The 22,192-nt window shown below is 58.6% G+C and carries 22 protein-coding genes; 14 read left to right on the top strand and 8 right to left on the bottom strand.

The window, feature by feature from the left end; all coding sequences use genetic code 11:
• Positions 1–21 precede the first annotated feature (21 nt).
• Entirely contained in the window at positions 22–315 is a 294-nt protein-coding gene (locus NCHU2750_RS28295) for a hypothetical protein (RefSeq protein ID WP_045231684.1), read from the top strand.
• A gap of 3 nt (positions 316–318) precedes the next feature.
• Entirely contained in the window at positions 319–711 is a 393-nt protein-coding gene (locus NCHU2750_RS28290) for a hypothetical protein (protein ID WP_045231685.1), read from the top strand.
• Positions 712–739: 28 nt separating this feature from the next.
• Here NCHU2750_RS28290 and NCHU2750_RS28285 read toward each other — a convergent pair whose 3' ends face one another.
• From NCHU2750_RS28285 to NCHU2750_RS28270, 4 genes are all read right to left on the bottom strand, one after another.
• The gene (locus NCHU2750_RS28285; RefSeq protein ID WP_012654983.1) at positions 740–1,141 is read right to left on the bottom strand and encodes a hypothetical protein; all 402 of its coding nucleotides are present in this window, start codon (positions 1,139–1,141) and stop codon (positions 740–742) included.
• Between the two features lie 97 nt (positions 1,142–1,238).
• Entirely contained in the window at positions 1,239–2,066 is an 828-nt protein-coding gene (locus NCHU2750_RS28280; protein WP_080803240.1) for a hypothetical protein, read from the bottom strand.
• Positions 2,067–2,233: 167 nt separating this feature from the next.
• Positions 2,234–2,734 (bottom strand): RES family NAD+ phosphorylase, encoded by a 501-nt coding sequence (locus tag NCHU2750_RS28275; RefSeq protein WP_234903667.1) that lies wholly within the window; start codon positions 2,732–2,734, stop codon positions 2,234–2,236.
• 92 nt (positions 2,735–2,826) lie between these two features.
• Positions 2,827–3,543: an antitoxin Xre/MbcA/ParS-like domain-containing protein gene (locus NCHU2750_RS28270; RefSeq protein WP_045023415.1), complete on the bottom strand. Its 717-nt coding sequence runs from the start codon at positions 3,541–3,543 to the stop codon at positions 2,827–2,829.
• Between the two features lie 233 nt (positions 3,544–3,776).
• On the opposite strand from NCHU2750_RS28270, the gene NCHU2750_RS28265 reads away from it, so the two are divergent.
• Both NCHU2750_RS28265 and NCHU2750_RS28260 read left to right on the top strand, forming a co-directional pair.
• Entirely contained in the window at positions 3,777–4,964 is a 1,188-nt protein-coding gene (locus NCHU2750_RS28265; RefSeq protein ID WP_045023413.1) for a phage exclusion protein Lit family protein, read from the top strand.
• A gap of 202 nt (positions 4,965–5,166) precedes the next feature.
• Positions 5,167–7,677 carry a DEAD/DEAH box helicase gene (locus NCHU2750_RS28260; protein WP_045023411.1) on the top strand — a complete coding sequence of 837 codons (2,511 nt, stop codon included), beginning with the start codon at positions 5,167–5,169 and terminating at the stop codon, positions 7,675–7,677.
• 180 nt (positions 7,678–7,857) lie between these two features.
• Here NCHU2750_RS28260 and NCHU2750_RS28255 read toward each other — a convergent pair whose 3' ends face one another.
• On the bottom strand, positions 7,858–8,967 hold the full coding sequence (locus NCHU2750_RS28255) for an RHE_PE00001 family protein (protein ID WP_045231687.1): 1,110 nt from the start codon (positions 8,965–8,967) through the stop codon (positions 7,858–7,860).
• Between the two features lie 282 nt (positions 8,968–9,249).
• Here NCHU2750_RS28255 and NCHU2750_RS28250 point away from each other — a divergent pair, with 282 nt between their 5' ends.
• The gene (locus NCHU2750_RS28250; RefSeq protein ID WP_045231688.1) at positions 9,250–10,191 is read left to right on the top strand and encodes a recombinase family protein; all 942 of its coding nucleotides are present in this window, start codon (positions 9,250–9,252) and stop codon (positions 10,189–10,191) included.
• A gap of 8 nt (positions 10,192–10,199) precedes the next feature.
• Here the strand turns inward: NCHU2750_RS28250 and repC are convergent, their stop codons facing one another.
• From repC to repA, 3 genes are all read right to left on the bottom strand, one after another.
• Positions 10,200–11,519, bottom strand: a complete 1,320-nt coding sequence (repC, locus tag NCHU2750_RS28245) for a plasmid replication protein RepC (protein WP_012654975.1) — start codon at positions 11,517–11,519, stop codon at positions 10,200–10,202.
• Positions 11,520–11,733: 214 nt separating this feature from the next.
• Entirely contained in the window at positions 11,734–12,744 is a 1,011-nt protein-coding gene (gene repB / locus NCHU2750_RS28240) for a plasmid partitioning protein RepB (RefSeq protein ID WP_012654974.1), read from the bottom strand.
• Positions 12,745–12,973: 229 nt separating this feature from the next.
• On the bottom strand, positions 12,974–14,191 hold the full coding sequence (gene repA, locus NCHU2750_RS28235) for a plasmid partitioning protein RepA (protein WP_041724029.1): 1,218 nt from the start codon (positions 14,189–14,191) through the stop codon (positions 12,974–12,976).
• A 363-nt stretch (positions 14,192–14,554) separates the two neighbouring features.
• Between repA and traI the strand changes: the two genes are divergently transcribed.
• Genes traI through NCHU2750_RS28190 form a run of 9 tightly spaced genes read left to right on the top strand, consistent with a single transcriptional unit; the run spans position 14,555 to position 22,189 of the window.
• Complete coding sequence (traI, locus tag NCHU2750_RS28230; RefSeq protein WP_041723972.1) at positions 14,555–15,190, top strand: acyl-homoserine-lactone synthase; 636 nt, start codon at positions 14,555–14,557, stop codon at positions 15,188–15,190.
• Positions 15,187–16,158 (top strand): P-type conjugative transfer ATPase TrbB, encoded by a 972-nt coding sequence (gene trbB / locus NCHU2750_RS28225; protein WP_012654971.1) that lies wholly within the window; start codon positions 15,187–15,189, stop codon positions 16,156–16,158. The genes traI and trbB overlap by 4 nt, the downstream gene beginning before the upstream one ends.
• The gene (gene trbC, locus NCHU2750_RS28220; RefSeq protein WP_012654970.1) at positions 16,148–16,555 is read left to right on the top strand and encodes a conjugal transfer pilin TrbC; all 408 of its coding nucleotides are present in this window, start codon (positions 16,148–16,150) and stop codon (positions 16,553–16,555) included. Before trbB ends, trbC begins: the two co-directional genes overlap by 11 nt.
• The gene (locus NCHU2750_RS28215) at positions 16,548–16,847 is read left to right on the top strand and encodes a conjugal transfer protein TrbD (RefSeq protein WP_012654969.1); all 300 of its coding nucleotides are present in this window, start codon (positions 16,548–16,550) and stop codon (positions 16,845–16,847) included. Before trbC ends, NCHU2750_RS28215 begins: the two co-directional genes overlap by 8 nt.
• Positions 16,848–16,857: 10 nt before the next feature.
• Positions 16,858–19,326 carry a conjugal transfer protein TrbE gene (locus NCHU2750_RS28210; RefSeq protein WP_012654968.1) on the top strand — a complete coding sequence of 823 codons (2,469 nt, stop codon included), beginning with the start codon at positions 16,858–16,860 and terminating at the stop codon, positions 19,324–19,326.
• A complete protein-coding gene (gene trbJ / locus NCHU2750_RS28205; protein WP_012654967.1) occupies positions 19,298–20,107 on the top strand; it encodes a P-type conjugative transfer protein TrbJ in 810 nt (269 codons plus the stop codon). Before NCHU2750_RS28210 ends, trbJ begins: the two co-directional genes overlap by 29 nt.
• Complete coding sequence (gene trbK, locus NCHU2750_RS28200) at positions 20,104–20,322, top strand: entry exclusion protein TrbK (protein WP_012654966.1); 219 nt, start codon at positions 20,104–20,106, stop codon at positions 20,320–20,322. Before trbJ ends, trbK begins: the two co-directional genes overlap by 4 nt.
• Complete coding sequence (gene trbL, locus NCHU2750_RS28195) at positions 20,316–21,512, top strand: P-type conjugative transfer protein TrbL (protein WP_012654965.1); 1,197 nt, start codon at positions 20,316–20,318, stop codon at positions 21,510–21,512. Before trbK ends, trbL begins: the two co-directional genes overlap by 7 nt.
• A gap of 14 nt (positions 21,513–21,526) precedes the next feature.
• Positions 21,527–22,189 (top strand): conjugal transfer protein TrbF, encoded by a 663-nt coding sequence (locus NCHU2750_RS28190; protein WP_012654964.1) that lies wholly within the window; start codon positions 21,527–21,529, stop codon positions 22,187–22,189.
• The last annotated feature ends 3 nt before the right edge of the window (positions 22,190–22,192 follow it).

Genomic DNA, 22,192 nt, shown 5'->3' with positions numbered 1-22,192 from the left:
CCTCTTTCGGCAGACGTGTCCATGGTCGATATGATGATCGAACTTGGTCCGGATTCTTTTGCGCCAACTCAACGCAATCTGAACGCCGGCAGTGGCGGCAATCTCAATCCGCGGCGCGCCATCATGAGAAAACCGCATATGGCGCTCACGTCACAGGCAGATAAATGGATATTCGATCGGCTCGAGAAGCCTCTGATGCGGTCTGGCGCGCTCGATCTCACTGATCCGCGTTTCGACCTACCGGCGGTGCAAGACAGCTCCCCGGGTGTGTTTGCGACCGTCCCACAGGTGCCAACGCAGTCTCCAGAGGAGTAGAAAATGGATATACCGCACGTCTCTCGTCAGCCACCTGAGATCGGCAGCCGAGTGAAAATCTACTTTGACCGCACGTCTGGTGATCTCATCATTGAGACCCCTAAAGGCCAGCGCAGCAGGGATTTCATGGGCGTTTGCATCAGCGACGCCGTCTTCGACACCGAGGCCACTGTAAGGGGCAGCACCCGTTGCATCGTGACGGGAACTTTTCTTGCTGTCCCGGGTTCACGTGAGAGCCGCGATATCGAGTCGGAAATCCGCGCGCAGGGCAGATCGCATCTGGAGTTTTACTGGTGGCGAGATAAGACGTGGCCACTCCGCAAAGCGCGCCTAGCGTTCATTGCGAAGCCTCATGGTGGCTTCCCGACTTCGATGGTCGTCGACGGAGGAGTCTGACAGGGGGCGCCTCGGCGCCGTCTGTAGTCTACAGATCAAAGATTTCGAGGCCTGGAATTATCATTTGCGCCGTTCCCAGCATTGGTCTGGGAAGTCTCGCTGCAAAGGCCTGCCGACCGCTATCGACAATTGCCATTATGCGATGTCGGCCGTCCATGACTGAGATCCAGCCCTCCTCTTTTGAGGTCGATGTCAGCACCGGAAAACCTATTGGTTGGTTGGAACCGACCCGGCGCACCCAATAGTCATATTTCCCTTGCTTGAAATCCACGCCGCCGCCTCTCCTATCGATCGACCAAAACCATGGTGAATGATTTCCGAGGTGCTGATCAAACCCAGCACTCGGCACGTGGACGGTTACATAGTCGTCCAGGTCCGCGAGCGGCACTTTTTCATTTGAGATATAGGTGAGGCCGAGAAGGGTCGTCATGGAGCGAGCATCTCTGATGGAATTATAGGGTTGTCGTAAATCACATGAAATTGCTGGTCAGGAGGTGAAACCAACACCCCGACATAAAGTCGGCCATTTAACCCTGCGTCCGGAAGCGTCGAAGGGCGCGCGGCGAACGGCGGTCAAGAAGCAGGACCCCGTCAAGGCCGGACGAAACACTTCTATCCTGCCGACCCGCATAGTTCTGCGACCGATCTTCAAGGGCAGAGAAGACCTGGGCGACACGCCTGCGACGCGTTGCTTCAGTCGGGGGCCGCTCTTGTACCAAGGCAAGGATTTCCTTGTCGATACCCAAGAACACACCATCATCGATCTCGCGGCCGACATAACCCGCACCAACCTGATCGGATAGATCAAGTACCGGCTGATCGAGGATAAAGGAGTAGGCTCGTGTAATCGCTTCGAAGAGATCAAACGTCACGGTGATGCCGTCACCCTTTGCCGGCGGATCCAGCACTCTGCCCTCTGCACCACCGGCCTTGAACATGAAGAAGCTTGCACAGCGCGTGGTCGGCGCCCGTCCGTTGACCGTGTGAAGCGCCGAAACCTGCCCCAGTGCCTTCGCAACGGTGCTTGCGGCTGGCGCTCGGATGCGACCCTTACTCTCGAACACGTGGCGTTCCCTTCGCTTGATGCCGATAAAGTCGGGACGCGATTTTGGAGGAGGAGGCGCTGCGCCAGCCTTCGGCACGACCGGAGCCGATGGGGATCCCCATCGGCAGGAGGCAAGACCGGCGACATGCACGAGATACTGGACGCTCATCTGACTCTGAGCATACCAGTGCGTGAATGCCTCGCCGAAAAGGAACGAAACCCCCACCTTCTCCGACTGCTCCAAACTCCGAAAATAGGCCGTCGTGTTCAAGGAGGCATCCAGATAGCCCGTCGCCATCGCGACCAGCATTTTCTCCCGCCAGGGGCCAACGGTACGGACAGCGGCTCGACGGCTGGGATAGCCGACGGTCAGCAACGAGCGGATGATGTCGGCATGTGTCGCTGGCAACGTTTTCGTGCCATTCAACGCCGTAAATCGCCCCGAGAAGTTTGCGGAAGTGACTGTAACGGGCATGCCTAACGCCCAGCCCGGATCGACACCCCGATAGACCGCAGGGCGGGTATCAGGTCGGCTTGACGAACCAACTCGACCGCCGGAGAGGCGACAAGTTTCTCACCGACAGCTCGATCGTAGACCGCCACGCAATCTGCCGCCGTGAGGCGTGAGGAATAGAGCAATCCATCGACAGCATAGGATCGAAAGATCGACTCGCTCAGTCTCTGCCCTTCCTGATGTTCCTTGCCCCGGGCTGCGTCCGTGCTGACGCCCAACCTCAGGAGGCCGGTCGTGCGCAGGTCGAGAAGAATGAGAGCATCCGTGGCCGTCACCTCAGTGACCGACCAGTCCTCGATTTCGCTCTCATCCAGCACTCGCTCCTGGGTCCCCTCGAAGCGGTCGCGCACAATCGTCTCCGCAATCGCGGTCGCGAGATCATATGCGGCATAAAGCAGTCGGAACATCTGGTTGGGGCTCGAGAATCGCGATTGGCCGAAACCCATGCCAAGCGGGGTCGACATGTGGGCTACAGGTATAATGCGGACATAAGATTGCGGGAGAAAGGCAAGCGCGAGCTCCCGAACCGTTTGGGGATCAAGTTTCACGATTCAGCTCAACCAAAATCGCGCTCAGCTGCATCCAGAACCTCGTCCAGATTGCCCATCTTGAGATTGTCGAGCGGCGTTCCGCCTATGCTTGGCTTCGGCTGGATCAACCATTGCCACGCTACACGCGGATTGCGGATGATTTTGGTGACCTGAGGCATGCCCTCGACCGGCCGACCATCCACAAACTGAGCCAGGGGAAAGACATGCTTTCGCTCGCCCCTGAGCAGACCGACGACAGCTCCGCGCTTGTGCCAGTCGTGCAGGGTCGATCGCTTCGTGCCGAACTTCTTCTCGATATCGCCCGGACCGGCGACCGGACCGGCCCAGTCTTCGATGCGGGTTGGCGTCGCAAATTCGTCGAGCCTGCGGCGCCCTTCCTCAATGTCTACCGATTGCCCCAGACCACCACCTCGGCTGACCTCCACAGGTTTTTCGACCGATACCTCCGCGAGCACATGACCTGGCTTCGCAGCCAGTTCGGCGACGGCGGCTTCCACAATATGGGCGAGTTCCGTTTCGTCGTCGGCAATCCGACGCTGTTGCTCGACAGAAAGGCGCGCTGCTACCGCAGAGACCACGGCCATGACCCTGCCAGTCGCTGCAAGAGCCGGCTTTGAAAGGCCTGGATTGTGTCGGGCCAGAACCTTGAGAACATCGGCTACCGCAGCTGGATTGACTTCTAGCTTTGCGCCCATCTGCGTTTTACGGGTGACAGCAACCATCTTCGTCTTCCTTCTTGACTACAGCCAAGATAATGCGGATTGTCCGATTTGTCCAGATTGTTGCCCTCAGATTCGGGAGCGGCCAGCACTGAGGCCCTTAGAGATTTGATGGCAAACTTACCCTCTTTTTATCGACCTGATTTACAGACGGGCAGTTAGGCTTATTCGCGTATTACTATCGGACTTTTTAGTTTGCGTATTTTTCTACTTGGCACGAGGGTTGTCGTTTCGCAATGGAAGAGCACGAAATACGGAAATGGCTGAAGGAATTTCCCGGAGCGCGCCGCGCCGCGAATGGTTTCATCATCGGCGATGAACGTGGCGAGTTCTACGTCACAGGGATCGAACCACGCGATCCAGATCTCAGCAACGAAGAACTGGTTTATGCGCCCTTCTGCTCTAAGAATGAGATTCTCCGGCTGAGGTCGTTGAGAAGCGCGCATGACTACTTGCTGCGAATTCGGGCTAACTCCGTTGCCGATTCTCCTCGAGTTACGAGGGTGCTTGCCCACCGGAAGCGTGCATTCCAGCAGAACGGTCGCCCTTGGACTCTGACGTCCTATTACGAAACCGTCAATTTGGCTCCGAGACGCTATCTTGAGCGACTGCCGAAGGCCTTACGAAAATCCGCTCGCTCAATCCCATATGGCTACGTCCCAACCCTGGAAGTGAACGCGGCTTGCTTAAAATCCCTGGTAGGCGAGGTGATCATCGTCTCCGAAGCGTTGCGCTACTTCCTCTATTTCATGACTGTATGTTTTCATGGCGCACACTATGAATTTCCGATGGGCGACCGGATTGATGCAGCCTTAATCGCCCTGCGGACGATGATAGGGTCAGAAGCCCAGGACTTTGACATCGATCCGCGAGCTAAACTTCCAGCGAGTGTGGACGCTGCTATCAAGCGCGATGTAGACGACATGCTCGAATTCACATTCGGGCATGAGTTTAGTCATTTGCTTCTAGGTCATATGGAAGAAGCATCTTCGACCGAAAATCTGGAGGATCTAAAAACCTATAACCACGATCTAGAATTCAGTGCTGACCTCCACGCGATTACAGCCATCGGGTCGGATAAAGATGCAAAACTCCGCCTTTCCAACGGCGCCTATCACATATTTCTCTTCCTCCACTTAATTGAACTTTTGGGCTCCCGATTTCTCGACATACCTCGGTTTTCGGTATCCGAGACCCATCCAGCGCCGCTTGAACGGCTGTATGCGCTGAAGGCAGCGCTTGGAGATAGGAACCAACCAACAAAGCAACATCTGGACGCACTCGTAAAGCACGTCGGCGTGGTGGCCGAGGCGCTAACACAACGAATCGACGGTGCGCCGCGGAGCGATCTGTTGTCATTTTATGGCTCCATGTATTTATTTGGCCTTGGTGGTGAAATGCGAGAGGACAGAATTGATTTCTGACTTTCAACCTTGGACGTCTGTGAATTAGTGGATGCAGAAAACATGGTTTGTCATCCTGCTCCTGCCATATCGTTAGGCGTCAGTAACGCCCGCCGAAAAAATAACCTGCAACACGTCTTTCTAAGTAGTAGGTATTTTCAATGCCTCTCTCTTGGGCATACATCTGTTAAAGCAGAACTGTCGGTAAAATGGGGGGCAAGAGGTGGTCGATTTCAAAAAGCTTCGCGAGGACAAGGCAAAGCCGAAGCCCGTCGCCCCACGAGATATCTTTCATTCCCTGCCGAAAGCCGTCGGGATCAATGACCTTTATGTTAGCCAAGCCGAAGCTCTCGATGCTTGGTATCCATCCCGGAGAAACGACAAGGATGTCGTTGTAAAACTGCATACGGGGGGAGGAAAGACCCTGGTTGCGCTTCTCATGGCACAATCAACCATGAATGAACTCGGTGAACCCGTTCTTTATCTCGCACCAACTACCCAGCTCGTCGAACAGGTTATTGCCAAAGCGACTGAATATGGAATCCGCGCGGTGCCCTACACGAGGGGGCAGCCTTTAGCCTCCGAGTTTCTTGATGGTAACGCCGTTCTCGTGGGGGCCTACGAGAGCCTTTTCAGTGGTCGCAGCAAATTTGGTGTTCGAGGTTCCGCCAAACCGGCAGTGAAAGTCGGAGGCATCATCTTAGACGACGCGCACGTCGCGCTTTCCTCTGTTCGTAAAGCATTCAGCCTGACGATCACATCGAAAGACCACCTCGAGGTCTATCAGGAGATGGCGGATCGTTTCAGGGGCGCGTTCGACGAGGTCGGACGAGGCGGCGCCTTTGCTGACATCACGAGGGGGAAGGACTTCGGCGTGATCGAGGTCCCCAGCTGGGCTTGGCTGTCCAAGGTCCCCGAAGTTCGGGAATTTCTTTCACAGCATGTCGAGGGCGTCGATCCCTACATATGGCCTCTCCTACGTGACAATCTGGCCATGTGCCACTGCCTCTTCAGCCGCAAATCGGTGACGATCACCCCCACCTTTCCGCCGGTTGATCTTCTTCCGACGTTCGATGACGCTAAACGCCGGATCTACATGTCTGCTACGATTTCGGACGACAGCGAGATTGTTCGCACATTCGGTGCCTCCCCTGCTGCAGTTGGCAGACCGATTCAGTCTTCATCGCTCGCGGGTGTAGGCGAGCGCATGATCTTGGTGCCCGAGCTGATGCCGCTCGGCAATGTCGCTATCACACCGATGGTTAAACAGATCGCGAAATGGATTGCCGGTTACGCCGGCGTCGCGATTTTGGCGCCGTCCGGGACCGTTGCCAAAGGATGGTTGGATACTGCGGAATATCCAGAGACAAGTGAAGCGGTTAGCCACCGTATAAAAGATATGCAGGCCGGATCGTTCAAGGGTCCGATCGTTCTTGCTAACCGGTACGACGGCATTGATTTGGCTGGTCAGTCTTGCCGCCTGCTGATTATGGATGGCCTGCCACAGGGTACGACCGACTACGATATGTTTCGGACGAGTGTTCTTGCAGATTCCGCGGTCAACTCGTTGTTGGCCCAGCGGATCGAGCAGGGCCTAGGGCGCGGCTCTAGGGGGGGCGGCGATTTCTGCGTGGTCGTCCTGACGGGAAGCGATTTGGTTGCATGGATCGGACGCAAGAAGAACCTTGAGCATCTGACCGCGAGCAGCCGGGTACAACTCAACGTGGGACAGGAAGTGAGTGAGGCTGTCGCCAGCTATCAGGAAATTGGCGAAACGATGCTCAAGTGTTTGAACAGGGATCCGGATTGGGTTGCCTACCATGCGTCAGAGTTGGCAGCCGCCACCCGGCCCCCGGGGATCGACGAACTGTCGCTGAAGGTCGCCGGTGCTGAGCGCAGGGCTTTCCGGCTGGAAAGAGTGGGACAGTATGAAAGCGCCATTCAAGAACTCGAACACCTGATTTCCTCACCAGACCTTGCCCAGGATGGTCAGAGAAGGGCATGGCTTTCCTCGTTGGCAGCTCGCATCGCTTTCCATATGAATGATGATCACAAAGGTCAGCGACTTCAGACGTCAGCTTTCGCAACCAACAACAACCATATCCCACCTCGCATCCGACCGGCCTACATTCCGCGACCAATGGCTGGTCCACAATCCATGGCGATTGTTAGCCGAATCCTCGAATATCAACGTCGTGGATCGCTCATTCCTGCTTATAACGAAGCGGTCTCGGCTTTAGTGCCCGACGCCTCCCCTTTCCAATATGAGGAAGCGTTAAAGAACCTTGGAGCATATCTTGGTTTTGACGCCGAGCGGCCGGAAGCAGTGCACAAAACAGGGCCTGATGTTTTGTGGCGAACGAGCGGTTTGTTCGATTTCGTCATAGAAGCCAAAAGCGACAAGGAGAAGGACAACCCGCTCTACAAGAACGACCATGCTCAACTCCTAGAAGCCGAGCAATGGTTCAGGCGATGCTATCCCGGAAGGCAGTCTTTGCGGGTTTCGGCGCTTCCGGAGCCCATCGCCGATCGGAAAGCAAGCACCCAGGGAACGTACGCCCTCAAATTGGAGGAAGTGACAAAGCTCGTCGGAGCGGTCCGCAATCTCTATGTCTATCTAATTGGGCAACCCGGAGACAGGGAGGCTCTTCAAGAGCGCTGTGAGGCTGAATTGCGTCGTACTGGCCTAACGCCGGACGGCATCAAGACGATCTATTTAACTGAGTTCAAATGAACGTTGCCGCCCTCTCCTGCGGATTTTTACGGCGGCGAATGCGTGTCGTTTGCGACATGCGTCGCCACGAATGAGCCGCGAAACAAAAGGAATTCTATGACCAGAAACATCTAAACGCGCGAGGACGCGACCGCCTCAATTCGTTCAATTCTCGCACCGACCATGTTTGCCGCCTTCACATCAAATCACACCCCATGCACGGAAGCTTCCTCTCCCCGTCACTTCCCGAACGCCGAGTTCGGCGACGAGATCGAGCGCCGCACGATGGCTAACCTTCAATTCCTTGACTATCATCGACGAGGACACGATCGGTCGCGTCATCAGCAAGTCCACAACGCGCGGCAAACTGCTGGACGAGCGCTTTCCCTTCAGTTTTCGCTCGAGGTGCTCCCTCGCCTGTCCCAGCCGAATGACTTCCTTCATGGCCAGTTCAGCGCTGCTCGCCATTGCATCCAGCCCGGCAAGCACTCGTGATACGCGATTGTGTGATCGCCGCCGTTCCCGCGGCACAGCTTTAAGACCGGAGCAGATGCCAAACAGGTGCGAGGACACCTTTCCGCGCACCCGGAAATATGAATTCACGAGTTGGGTACCAAGCCAATGCTGCCGCTGCAATGGCTCCATGCTTTCCCATGCGTCCCATATCACTGCGGCCGCCAAGGTAGTCGGCAAGGCGTCAGCCTGAGCCAGAACCGCTCTCCAAGCCGAAAGGCGCCCTTCCTCGTCCCATCCCGGATCCCGGACAACGAGCTCACCGACCATCAGAGGATCCGCCTTGCTGCCCTCCACCGTTACCACCGCTTCGAGTGCGCGGGTCGACCGATCAAGAACTGCATCGATTTCGGCCATCTCCGCGGCGAAACAGTTGTCCTCTTCGTTCAGCGTCAGTTCGGCGGGCAAGGGCGATCTCCCCTTCCCTACCGACTCTCGTTCCGCAGAGCCCTCTGACCGCCCCACCAGGTTTACGATCCCAGCCCTGCTCGTCGCCCAGTCAGGGTCAGCTTTTTCGATGCGCCGCCGCGCTCTCAGGATCGAATGTGCGATGGTGATTTCGTGGGTCGGGGTACGCACATCCCGATTTGCGTCGTGGAGAACGAGATCCTCGATGTGGACAAGCTCGCCTGCGATCCACATGCTTGCGGCCGCCTCGGTGAAGTGAGACCTTTCGGTAAAGCCCTGCCTGACGGGGCTGCGACGAACAATTTCGTCCAGACGCGCGATTTGATCTTCTGCCCTTGCGATAGCCGGAAGCAGCACTGTCAAAGGCAAATCGCCAATTTCATATCTCATTGTTTTAACGTATCTATTTAGACCATCTTGAAGCTATAATAGCATACACTTCAATCATAGCAGATACTTTTTCTCGCGCGCGTACTATTTAGAGCTGCCAAGGCGTTCGAACTGTACAGGATTAGCGCCGATGGACGTGACATCGATGAAAACCACTGTTTTCCAGCCACTTGCGACGTGTTTACTTTGACTCCAAAGGACCAAGAGACGTTTACAAACGATCGTTTATCCTTATCCTCTACGTTTGGAAAAATGCTCTTTAACACTCCTCAGGCACTGCAAATGGCTGCTAACACCAAGAATAAGGCTTCCCGTCGACCACAGGGCCGGCTGATCGGCTATGCACGCGTGTCTACGGACGAGCAAGCGACGGAAGCCCAGGAAATCGATTTGCGATCGGCGGGGTGCGATATGATCGTCCAAGAACACGGATCCGGCGCCTCCCGTGCCCGGCCTGCCCTTTCCAAACTCGTTCGCGAGATCGTCGCCGGCGACACGCTTGTTGTGGTACGGCTTGATCGTTTGGCGCGCTCGGTCAGCCATCTGCTTGAGGTTATCGAGGATCTGACGGTGAAGGGCGCGCATTTCCGGTCGTTGCGCGATCCCATCGACACGTCGACGCCGCAGGGAATGTTTTCCCTTCAGGTTCTCGGCGCCGTGGCGCAGCTCGAACGCGCGCTCATTTCCGAACGAACGAAGGCGGGTATCCGGGCAGCCAAGTCCAAGGGAAAGCTTTCCGGCAACCCCGGCATCCGGGAAAAACGCCCCGAGGTGTTGGCCAGGATGACCGCGGCCCAGAAAGCGGCATATGGCGATCGCATCCAGGCCTCGGCGAACCAATGGCTTCCGACCGTTCGGCGCATGCGGCCGGATCACACATGGGACGACATCGCACGAGTGCTCAAGCAGCGCGGCCTCGAATGGACGCCAGAACGTCTTCGCCGAGCTGTGAAGTGGATGGTGTCTGAACGCATGGCGGATCCGGCGCTGCTGAAAAAATCTCTGCCCCGTCTTCCCGAAGACCGCCTGATGACGCTTGTGGCTGGCATTCATTCTTCGAACCCGGACCTCAAGCTTCGTGAGATCGCTGTCCAGCTTGAAAGATTGCACGAACGTACGCCGCGCGGTGGATCCAAATGGTCGCCCTCGTCCGTCAAGAACCTGATCGATCGCGCCCGACGTTCCGGGTTGATCACCGAGGTCGACATCGCGGCGGCTGAATAGCGAGGGGATCACCATGATCTCGGCTTTCGCAGGTTTTTCAGCAGCGATTCCGATACGTGGAGGCGGCTGTCATCCTCGACCTCCTCATCAGTTCGCGGCTTTCCAGCGCCGGCTGCATTCTTCTGCTCGTCCAGCTTCGCCCGGAGCAACGCCATAACCATCGGCCAAGTCGAAAACTTCCCGTCCTTGGCCCGGTCGGTCAGGCTTCGGAGATAACCGCCGGCGTTGTTGATCTGACCGGCCCGCTGATAGATTGACGCCAGCGTGATCGCAGCGTGTTGCTCGCCCATGGTTTCGCGGGCCTCCCGCCAGGCGCTCGGACTAATCCCCAGCATCGGCCGGGCAAGCTCAGCCGCCGCCAGCAAGTCCCGCCAATGCCGGATTGTCCCTCCCTGGGCCAGTTCCTGAATTTCGGGGCAGGCATCCATCACTATCCCCAAAGGCAGCTCGCGTTTCGGCAAGCTCCGCACCTTGTCGGTTTCCGCAACGCTGCCGCCCGCTTCTACATTTTTTCCAGAGCCGTATTCAGATTCAGATTTAGAGTCTGGTTTTGAATTCTGTTTGTGGCGACCGAAATGGGACTCATTGCCGTCCAGTTTCATTGTTTTTGCAAATGATTCCAATACGTCACGTATCTCGGTGCAGAGATCCTGAAGTTCGTGACCAATACTCTCGACAAGCTGACGGGGTGCAGAGCGCGGCAAGCGGCCGATGATCCCCTGATAGGTCTGTGTAACTCTTCCCCAGTCTCCGGGAACGCCTTCTTCGACGCCAGTCTCGATCATTTTGACGATGTCGCGGCGAAGCAGAGTCAGCCGTTCCTTGGAGACCCGGAAGGCCTTCTTTTCAGCTTGCACCGCCTGGGCCAAATCTCGGAACTCTTCGGCCCGCGCTACGATCGGCGACAGATCGAAGCCGTAGGCCTGCTCGATCTCCCCTCCCCTTCCCTTGCGAGCGAATCGCTTGCCGTTGGGACTGTCGCGGCGAATGATGAGCCCGCAATCAACCAGTACGGCAAGATGCCGGCGCAGTGTCGTGGCGGGCATGCCGTTGGCGCGAGCCATCAGCTGCTCGTTAGAAGGCCATACGACCAGTTCGGCGCCACCAGTCAAGGTGGTCTCCGGGTAAAACGTCAACAGCGCGTTCAGGATCGAGAGCGAGCGGTCCGTGGCTCCGATCAGTTCCCGGGATTCACGGATGTGCTGGAAGACCTGCCATTTGTTGGCGACAGCGTCTGATGCGACCGCTTTTGCGACCATCTGGCTTGCAAGATGGCCGAGTGTCATCGGCCGCCGCCCAAAGGACGTCGTTGAGATATGCGTCTGCATTTCCTTTTACCTTTTGTTAGGCAATAGAAATCCGCCCGTCGAAATGACGCTTTCCCTTACGGGACCCTTGACTACGATTTCTGGAAATGCGATTCTCTTAGCTGCGAGACTACAGAGAAGGTCTTCCGGAACGCCGTTTCGGGGGCCTTTTTCTTTTGCGGTGAGAGCCAGTCCATCTCAATCGAGCGAAGCTTTGAATTGGATGAAACCCTGGCTATTGGTCGAGCTTGCCTCCTCCGGTTGTTTCAATAAATTGGGCGTACAGACTATCCAACTGGTCAGCGACATATTCGCCAAAAGTTGGCACCAGTCTCTCGTCGAAAACCAGAGCTGTTCGTCCGGTTTCTTGTCGGATCGTCGCAGCCTTTTTCCCCTTTGGCGTGCTCCAGGCCCTTACCTTTTTTGGAGCCTTAGCGGGCGGCTTTGAAACGGCGTTAAAAATGAGGGCAAAGCGGGCATCGCTATCGGAGTGCTTGAACTGCTCTGACTCAAGCACCGCTTCGATTGCGTCCGTTGCCTTGGCCTTCCCAAGCCCCTCGGCAAGTGCGACCCAACGCGATCGACCCGCTTTCGACGCTGGACCAATTTGCGTGGCAAGGTTCAGCGGTATGCCCCTGGCTACCGTTATGTAGCGGCTGAGGTCGGCCTTGTCAGTGGAAAGCGCGGCAATGATGGTGGCCCGATCAAAACCCGCATCTTCGAGGCGCAGGGCGAAGAGAGCCTTCTCAATGAACGAGAGGTCAGCACGGTCAAGATTTTCGCGGCCCTGGGCCACGACCAGTTCACGGTCCGTGAGATTTCGGACAATTGCAGAAACCTCTCTGCGCAGATTTACTGCCGCGCGCAGTCGCCGCCTTCCATATACGATTTGATATCGACCGGCAGCCTCAGGATGCGGTCTGACAAGAATCGGCACCTGCTGCCCCTCCTGCGAAATGCTCGCCTCAAGCTGCTCGAACTTCGGATCGACGTCCGCGGGCAGCCGATCCGCGATCGGCGACCCGTCGATCATGGATGGATCCAGGAACACGACGGCTTCGCCCGCAGCCAGTTGATCCTGCAGCCGAGCTGCAGCTTTTGCTCCCTCGGCCATCTCTTGCAATGACGAACCCATGGCCGAAATCGCTCCGGTACGAACACGAACGGCTGACTTGTCGACTGCTGTTCTATCGGTCGCAGGTTGCTTCTTGAGAAACAAGGAGTCGATTGCGTCTTTACGGCTCATAATGTCGGCCTCTTGGTTTTGGGTGCGTGCCGTCGGATTTTTGATTGCACACGCGCCTGGTTGGGAGCTCCCAACAGGAAAAGGCGACTGAGCCCTGGCCAACTAGCTAGGGGCATACGTCGGTGTCTCAAACCAACGCGATATTTCCAGCTCCCGTTTCCCAGTGGGCGATTCAACACATCACGGTTGGGAGCTCCCAACAGCCCCACGGGAAGCGCGCCACCCATCATCATGCTCGCCCCCACGCAGTCTTGATCAAAGCCTCGATCTCGGAGTTCACGGCATCCAAAGATTCCATCGCCCGGTCGTATGTCGAGCGCGTAAGGTTCTCTCGCCCTATCTCATAGAGGGTCTGCTTGGTTAAACCGGCATCAGACACCGCTGCCGACTTGACCATAGGATTTGTAAGGACGTGATCCTCGAACATGTTGCGCAGCAGTGCCGCCACTTTCGTCTGCGGCGCGTCCTGGGGTTCATAGCGCGTCAAGAGATAGCGTATGAAATCGTACTGGAGATTGCCCCCCGCCTCTTTCACGACACCCAGAAGGTCGCGTGTCATGAGGAGAAACTGGCTCATGGAAGCGATATCCAGCATCTGAGGATGTACGGTGATTACCATTGATGTTGCAGCACACAACCCGCTGAGAGTCAGAAACCCAAGCTGAGGAGGGCAGTCGATGACCACGACATCGTAATCGTCGGCGACCTCATCAAAGGCTTGGGCCACGCGAGTGAAGAACAATCCGTCGCGCGTACCTTTGTCAGTCAATGCTTTCGGGGTGGTATGCTCGAACTCCATAAGCTCGAGATTTCCAGGAACAAGGTGAAGACCATCAAAATACGTCGGTCGGATCACATCTCGCAACGGACGACGTGTCTCGTCATACCGAATAGCCGCATAGAGCGTTTCGTTTGCACCGACATCAGTTTCTGGCAGAACGCCGAGGAGTGCTGAAAGACTAGCCTGCGGATCGAGATCGACTGCGAGAACCCTGTAACCTTGCAACGCCAGATACTGTGCAAGATGAGCGGACGTCGTCGTCTTCCCAGAGCCACCTTTGAAGTTGGTTACGGCAATGACTTGCAAATGCTCAGAACCTCGGCGATGAGGCACAAAATCAATGCTTTCACGTCCTCGAGTCGAGCCGGCAAGCATCTGCCGGATTTCATTTATCTGACCGAGGGTGTAAAAGCGCCGCCCGTTGCTGGCGAGTTCAGGTTGCGGCCCTTCGCCAGCCAGTGTCATCTTGCGAAGCGTCGAGTCAGATATTTTCATCAAACGTGCGGCTTCACCCGAGGTAAATTTGCGCAAGCTCTTGTGTGATGTCGGAGGAAACAAAGCCTCGCTCATCGCTTGAAGCTGAGAGCTGAGCTGCTCAGCATGCTCACCAATGGTGACATCTACCGACGGGCGATCATTTCGGGATATGGCAGCGGCTTTGCTCACGGTGTAATCTCTTGTCACGGTTAATTGGCGCGTATTGCCATTTATCCGTGACGATTACCTAATGCGGGTGAGGTTGCAAGACGTTTTTGGTTAATGAAAGGTTACGCCCGTTTCAATCGAAATCACACTAAATGCCGATTCTTCAAATGCTATCTGTGAGTTAGACCGATTCTCTTCTTCTGTGCGACGTGGCACCAAGTGCAGATTCGCACAACCTTGATGGTGTCTGGCCGGCCTCACCCGCTCGCATTTCGCGCCCTGGAACGCCGACTCGGTAGAATCACCTGAGGTGCAAATCTGCACGTAGGCAAACGCGCCGTGAGATGATTTCTGTCCGCATGACCTGTTCATGCGGAGATCATGATGCGGATACTGACAGTCTCGCCGGACCAATACGAACGTAATCGAAGCTTCCTCAAACAAATGCACCGTCTTCGCGCGACGGTGTTCGGCGGCCGCCTGGAATGGGAAGTCTCCATTACAGAAGGGGAAGAGCGCGACCAGTACGATGGTTACAAGCCAACCTACCTTCTGGCGATTACCGATAGTGGACTTGTCGCAGGCTGCGCCCGTCTTCTTCCGGCTTTCGGCCCTACGATGCTGGAGCAGACTTTCCCCCAGCTCCTCGAAACGGGTTCGCTCGTCGCGCATTCCGGGATGGTCGAGAGCTCGCGCTTCTGTGTCGATACCGCGCTTGTCTCGCGGAGGGATGCAAGCCAGTTGCATGTCGCTACGCTCACCCTGTTCGCCGGCATCATCGAATGGTCTATGGCCAATGGCTACAACGAGATCGTCACGGCGACCGATCTTCGCTTCGAGCGTATCCTGAAGCGGGCGGGCTGGCCTATGCAACGGCTCGGCCAACCGGCCGCAATCAGCAACACCATCGCCATTGCGGGAAGCCTGCGGGCCGATCGTGCCAGCTTCGAGCAGGTTTGCCCTCCAGGCTATTATTCCATCCCCCGGATCGACGTGGCAGCGATCAGGAGTGCCGCGTGACCCAGCTGCGCTCCCATTCGCGTCTGGTACGCAAACTCCAGGACGCCCTCGGCGACCAGCTCTGCGTCGCCCTCGATGATGCGACAGTGGTCGAGATCATGCTGAACCCCGATGGCAAGCTCTTCATCGAGCGCCTGGGTCATGGGGTTGCCCCCGCAGGCCACCTCAGCCCCGCCGCGGCGGAAGTGATCATTGGCAGCGTCGCCCACGCACTGCAATCCGAAGCCGACGACGAGCAGCCGATCATCTCCGGCGAATTGCCAATCGGCGGCCACCGCTTCGAGGGCTTGCTGCCGCCGATCGTTTCCGGACCGAGCTTCACGATCCGGCGTCGCGCGTCGCGCCTGATCCCGCTCGACGATTATGTGAAGCACAAGATCATGACGGAGGCGCAGGCCTCGGTTCTGCGCAGCGCGATTGCGTCTCGCATGAACATCGTGATTTCCGGTGGCACGGGCTCGGGAAAGACGACGCTCGCCAATGCAGTCATTGCCGAAATCGTCGCCAATGCGCCGGACGACAGGATCGTCATTCTGGAGGACACCGCCGAGATCCAGTGCGCGGCTGAGAACGCCGTTGCGCTCCACACAAGCGACACAATCGATATGGCTCGGCTTCTCAAGAGTACGATGCGCTTGCGACCCGATCGCATCATCGTCGGCGAGGTCCGCGACGGCGCGGCGCTTACGCTGCTCAAGGCATGGAACACCGGGCACCCGGGCGGGGTCACCACCATCCATTCGAATACGGCGATGTCGGCTCTTCGCCGGCTCGAGCAACTGACCGCGGAAGCGAGCCAGCAGCCCATGCAGGAGGTGATTGGCGAGGCTGTCGATCTGATCGTCTCGATCGAACGAACGGGGAAGGGGAGGCGGGTCCGCGAAGTCATCCACATCGAGGGTTTCGCAAACTCCCGTTACCAGACCGAACACTACGCCCAAATCGATGAGGATAGCCATGTCGCGTAAGACCCAAATCACCCTTGCGCTTGCAGCGCTAGCCGCCTTCTCCTGGATCAGCATTGTCAATCCGGCGTTCGCCTCTTCGGGCGGGGGTGGGTTGCCGTGGGAATCTCCGCTGCAACAGATCCAACAGTCGATCACGGGACCGGTGGCTGGATTCATCGCACTCGCAGCGGTGGCGATCGCCGGTGCCATGCTGATCTTCGGGGGAGAACTGAACGACTTCGCCAGGAGGCTTTGTTACGTCGCCCTTGTTGGCGGCGTGTTACTCGGCGCGACCCAGATCGTCGCTCTCTTCGGTGCGACGGGCGCTTCGATCGGCGAGTTTGAGGGGCGAGCCGGATCTTGGAATGTCGAACTGTCTTCGGAGCTTCGAACGGAAGGGGAGGGGGCTCATGGCTGAACCCGGCTCCAATCTTGCCCGCTCTCGAATACATCGGGCGCTATCACGCCCGAACCTGCTAATGGGCGCCGACCGCGAGCTGGTTCTGCTCACCGGCCTTGCCGCCGTGATCCTGATCTTCGTGGTGCTGACCTGGTACGCCGCGCTGTTCGGCTTGGCTATCTGGCTGGTTGCGGTTGCTGCTCTCCGCATGATGGCGAAGGCCGATCCGCTGATGCGCCGCGTCTATCTGCGGCACGTGTCCTATCGATCCATCTACAGGACGACCTCGACGCCGTGGCGCAAGTTCTGAAGAGGCGGACATGGTGGCACTGAAACTCTTCCGACACTCCGGACCGTCATTCGCCGATCTGGTTCCTTATGCGGGCCTGGTCGACAATGGCGTGATCCTTCTGAAGGACGGCTCACTGACGGCCGGCTGGTATTTTGCCGGCCCGGACAGCGAAAGCTCGACAGACTCAGAGCGCAACGAGGTGTCGCGGCAGATCAATATGATCCTCTCACGTCTGGGCTCGGGCTGGATGATCCAGGTCGAGGCTTTGCGGGTCCCGACGATCGACTATCCGGCAGAGGGCGCCTGCCACTTTCCCGATCCCGTCACCCGCGCCATCGATAAGGAGCGCAGGTCGCATTTCGAGAGGGAGAGCGGGCATTTCGAGAGCCGACACGCGCTGATCCTGACCTGGCGGCCGCCCGAGCCTCGGCGCTCCGGCTTGGCGCGCTACGTCTATTCCGACACTGCCAGCCGTTCGGCCACCTATGCCGACACGGCGCTAGAGTCTTTCCGGACCTCGATCCGCGAGGTTGAGCAGTACCTTGCCAATGTCGTCTCCATCCGCCGCATGGTGACGCGCGAAACCGAAGAGCGCGGGGGTTTCCGGATAGCCCGCTATGACGAGCTGTTCCAGTTCATCCGCTTCTGCATCACCGGTGAGAACCATCCAGTCCGGCTCCCGGATATCCCGATGTATCTTGACTGGCTGGTCACGGCCGAGCTGCAGCACGGTCTGACGCCGACGGTCGAGAACCGCTTCCTCGGCGTCGTCGCCATTGACGGCTTAGCCGCGGAGAGCTGGCCGGGGATCCTCAACAGCCTCGACCTGATGCCGCTCACCTATCGGTGGTCGTCGCGCTTCGTTTTTCTCGACGAGCAGGAGGCACGCCAGAAGCTGGAGCGCACCCGCAAGAAATGGCAGCAGAAGGTGCGGCCGTTCTTCGATCAGCTTTTCCAGACCCAGAGCCGTTCGGTGGATCAGGACGCCATGATGATGGTGGCCGAGACGGAGGACGCAATCGCCGAGGCATCGTCGCAGCTCGTCGCTTATGGATATTACACGCCGGTCATCGTGTTGTTCGATGAACAGCAAGAACGGCTTCAGGAAAAGTGCGAGGCGATCCGTCGATTGATCCAGGCCGAAGGATTCGGCGCCCGGATCGAGACGCTGAACGCGACTGACGCCTTTCTGGGCAGTCTGCCGGGTGTCTCCTATGCCAATATCCGCGAGCCGCTCGTCAATACGCGCAATCTCGCTGACCTCATTCCGCTGAACTCGGTCTGGTCCGGAAGCCCCATCGCACCGTGCCCGTTCTATCCGCCGGGATCGCCGCCGCTCATGCAGGTCGCCAGCGGCTCGACGCCGTTCCGCCTGAACCTGCATGTCGATGATGTCGGGCATGCGCTGGTCTTCGGCCCGACCGGCTCGGGCAAATCGACTTTGCTGTCGCTGATCGCCGCGCAGTTTCGGCGCTATGCGGATGCGCAGATATTCGCTTTCGACAAGGGGCGGTCGATGTTGCCGCTGACACTCGCCATCGGCGGCGATCACTACGAAATCGGCGGGGACGCGTCCGGAGAAGGGGAGGGGGCTTCGCCGCGACTGGCCTTCTGCCCGCTCGCCGAACTCGCGTCGGACGGCGACCGCGCCTGGGCGGCGGAGTGGATCGAGACGCTCGTCGCCCTGCAGGGCGTCACGGTTACGCCTGACTATCGCAACGCCATTTCCAGGCAGTTGGGCCTGATGGCGGAATCGCGCGGCCGCTCGCTCTCGGACTTCGTCTCCGGTGTGCAGATGCGCGAGATCAAGGATGCGCTGCACCACTACACGGTCGATGGACCGATGGGCCAGTTGCTTGATGCCGAACAGGACGGACTGGCGCTCGGCGCTTTCCAGTGCTTCGAGGTCGAGGAGCTGATGAATATGGGTGAGCGCAATCTCGTCCCGGTCCTGCTCTATATGTTCCGGCGGGTCGAGAAGCGGCTGACGGGGGCGCCCAGCCTCATTATTCTCGATGAGGCCTGGCTGATGCTCGGTCATCCGACGTTCCGCGACAAGATACGTGAATGGCTGAAGGTTCTGCGCAAGGCCAACTGCGCAGTCGTGCTCGCCACGCAGTCGATCTCCGACGCCGAGCGCTCCGGTATCATCGACGTGCTGAAGGAATCCTGCCCGACCAAGATATGTCTGCCCAACGGCGCGGCACGCGAGCCAGGGACGCGCGAGTTCTATGAGCGCATCGGTTTCAATGAGCGACAGATCGAGATCGTCGCCACCGCACTGCCGAAACGCGAATATTACGTCGCCTCGCCGGAGGGCCGCCGGCTGTTCGATATGTCGCTCGGTCCCGTAGCGCTTTCCTTCGTCGGTGCGTCCGGCAAGGAGGACCTGAAGCGCATCCGCGCCCTTCACTTCCAACACGGGGCGGATTGGCCCAAGCACTGGCTCCAGCAAAGGGGGATCGCCCATGCCGAAACACTTTTCCAGGCCGCTTGAAGCGGCGCGCGCCGCCATGATCACGGCCATCATCGTCCCGGTCGCTCTGCCGTTTACCGCATATGCCGGCGGCGTTACCGGACAGGCCACCGAATGGACCCAACTCGCCAACAATGCGGAGCTCATTAGTCTCGTCGGCAAGTCCGCCGAGCAGGTGAACAATCAGATTACCCAGATCAGCCAGCTTGCCGAGCAGATTCAGAACCAGATCAACATCTACAAGAATCTGCTGCAGAACACCGCGCAACTGCCGGCCCATATCTGGGGCCAGGTCGAGAACGACCTCAACAAGCTCCAGAACATCGTCGCGCAGGGGCAGGGCGTCGCCTTTTCGATGGGCAACATCGACGACGTCGTGAAGCAGCGCTTCCAGAGTTTTGCCGACATGAAGAGCAACCTGCCGGGCGGCCAGAGCTTCTCAACGACCTATCAGAACTGGTCCGACACCAATCGCGACACCATCGCGGGCACACTGAAGGCGGCTAACCTCACGGCCGAGCAGTTTTCTAGCGAGGAATCCACCATGTCCTCGCTGCGCTCGATGTCGGAGAGCGCCGACGGCCAGATGAAGGCCCTGCAGGTGGGGCACCAAATCGCCACCCAGCAGGTGGCACAGATGCAGAAGCTGCGTGGGTTGGTGTCGCAGCAGACCACGATGATGGGAACATGGTTTCAGTCGGAACAGGCGAGACAAGACCTCGCCCAGGCCCGACGCGAAAAATTCTTCAACGCGCCGACCAATGACATTCGCGGCGGCCAGACGATGGAGCCGCGCTGGTGAGCCCGCGCATCCTCATCGTCCTCGCAGTCGCGGGTCTGGTCGCCTTCGGAGCCGGCATGATCGTCTGGGTGGTGGTCCAACCGGATGCTGCGACTGAAACACCGGCCGGGACGTCCGGTTCTGGCGCAGCGCAGCGCGACCACCGGGAGCGCTTCCTCGGCGGCGACCCGGATCGCGACGTGCGCGGCGGGCAGGAAATGAAGCCGCGATGGTAGTCGTCCGCCCGTCCCGCAAGCTCGAAACCGCTTTCATCGTCATCGCGATCCTGGCTCTTGCGACAGCGCCGACGCTCGCACAGCAAGGTTCCGTGCTCACCACGTTGGAGAACCAGGTCGTCACCGCCGCCAAGGGCTGGGAGACGACGATCATGAACGCGGCACGGTCCCTGTTCTGGATCCTCGCGGGGATCGAGATCGGTATTGCTGCCGTGTGGCTGGCTATCAATGCGGCAAGCCTCGACGCGTGGTTCGCCGAGCTCGTGCGTCGGATCATGTTCATCGGTCTCTTCGCCTTCATCCTCGATCGCGGCCCGGCGCTCGCGAAGGCGGTGGTGGACAGCCTGTTCCAGATCGGCGCCGGCGGGGGCTCCGCGTCGCCGGCCAACATCTTCGATGCGGGTATCCGCGTAGCCTCCAAAATGTCGGAACAGGCGAAGTTCGGGCTGTGGGAGGACAACGCACTGGCGATCGCCGCGGTCTTCGCGATGATCGTTGTCGTCGTCGCTTTCAGCCTCGTCGCCGCGATCTTTGTCGCCGTCATGGTCGAGATGTATGTGGGCCTCCTCGCCGGCATGATCATGCTCGGCTTGGGTGGCAGCTCCTATACCAAGGATTTCGCGGTCCGTTACCTTGTCTATGCCTTCTCGGTCGGCATGAAGCTGATGGCGTTGGTGATGATCGCGAAGATCGGATCCGACATTCTGATAGGGCTGGCCGAGGCGCCGACGGCGACCTCCGACCAGTTCATCACCACGATCGGCATCGCCGGCATCTCCGTTGTGGTTTTCATCATCGCTATGTATGTGCCGCCGATCATCCAGGGCGTCGTGCAGGGCGCATCGGTCTCAGGCGGCATGGAGGCGATCCGCCATGGTGGTCAGACGGCCGCCTTCGCCGCCGGTGGCGCCTTCCTTGGCGCGGGCGCCGCGATGAAGGGGGCAGAATCAGCGAGCTCGGCGAGGGCAGGGGGATCGTCGATGGCGGGAGCAGCCCTTCGCGGCATGGCGTCCGGCATCGGCAACGCCGGATGGGCGGCAAGCTCTGCGGCACGAGAAAAGGCGATCGCTTCGCCCGGCGCCTATGCCGGCTCTCTGCTCGGCCTCGCCAATGCCAAGCTTGATCAGACCCGGCAATCCGGCAGGCCCTCGGCGCCTCCTCCGCCTCCACCCGTCAACGAAAACAAGTAAGAGGCTGACCGCGCATGGCCGGACGCACCCCGCCCGACAATCCCTATATCGCAGCGAGAACGGAATGGAACGAGCGCTACGGCTCCTATGTGAAGGCCGCCGCGGCCTGGCGTCTGGTCGGCGTCACCGGGATGACCATGGCGGTGGTCGGCTTCAGCTACGCTCTCTACCAGAGCACTCAGGTCAAGCTGGTGCCCTATATCGTCGAGGTCGACAAGCTCGGCACGGCCTCAAGCGCCGGTTTCCCGCAGCAGATCGAGTATGCCGATCCGCGTGTGGTGCGCGCCACGCTTGGCAGTTTTGTTTCGAACTTCCGGTCGGTGTCGCCGGATGCTGTCGTGCAGAAACAATATATCGACCGCACCTATGCGCTGCTTCGGACCTCGGACCCTGCGACAGAAAAAATCAATGCCTGGTTCCGCTCCTCCTCACCCTTCGAGAAGGCGAAGAACGCCACCGTCGCCGTCGAGGTCAACAACATTGTCGCGCTGTCGAACCAGTCCTACCAGATCGACTGGACCGAGTTCGAGCGCGATCGCCGCGGCAAGGAGACCGCCACGCGCCGGTTCCGCGGGATCGCCACCGTGACGCTTACACCGCCGCAGGACGAGGGCGTCATCCGGCTTAACCCGATCGGACTCTATCTTAGGGATCTCGACTGGACCGCGCAGCTTTGAAAG

This window comes from Neorhizobium sp. NCHU2750 (assembly GCF_003597675.1).
In the GTDB taxonomy this organism is placed as follows: Bacteria; Pseudomonadota; Alphaproteobacteria; order Rhizobiales; family Rhizobiaceae; genus Neorhizobium.
Note: the sequence above shows the minus strand (reverse complement) of the source record. Positions and strands in the feature narration are given on the sequence as shown.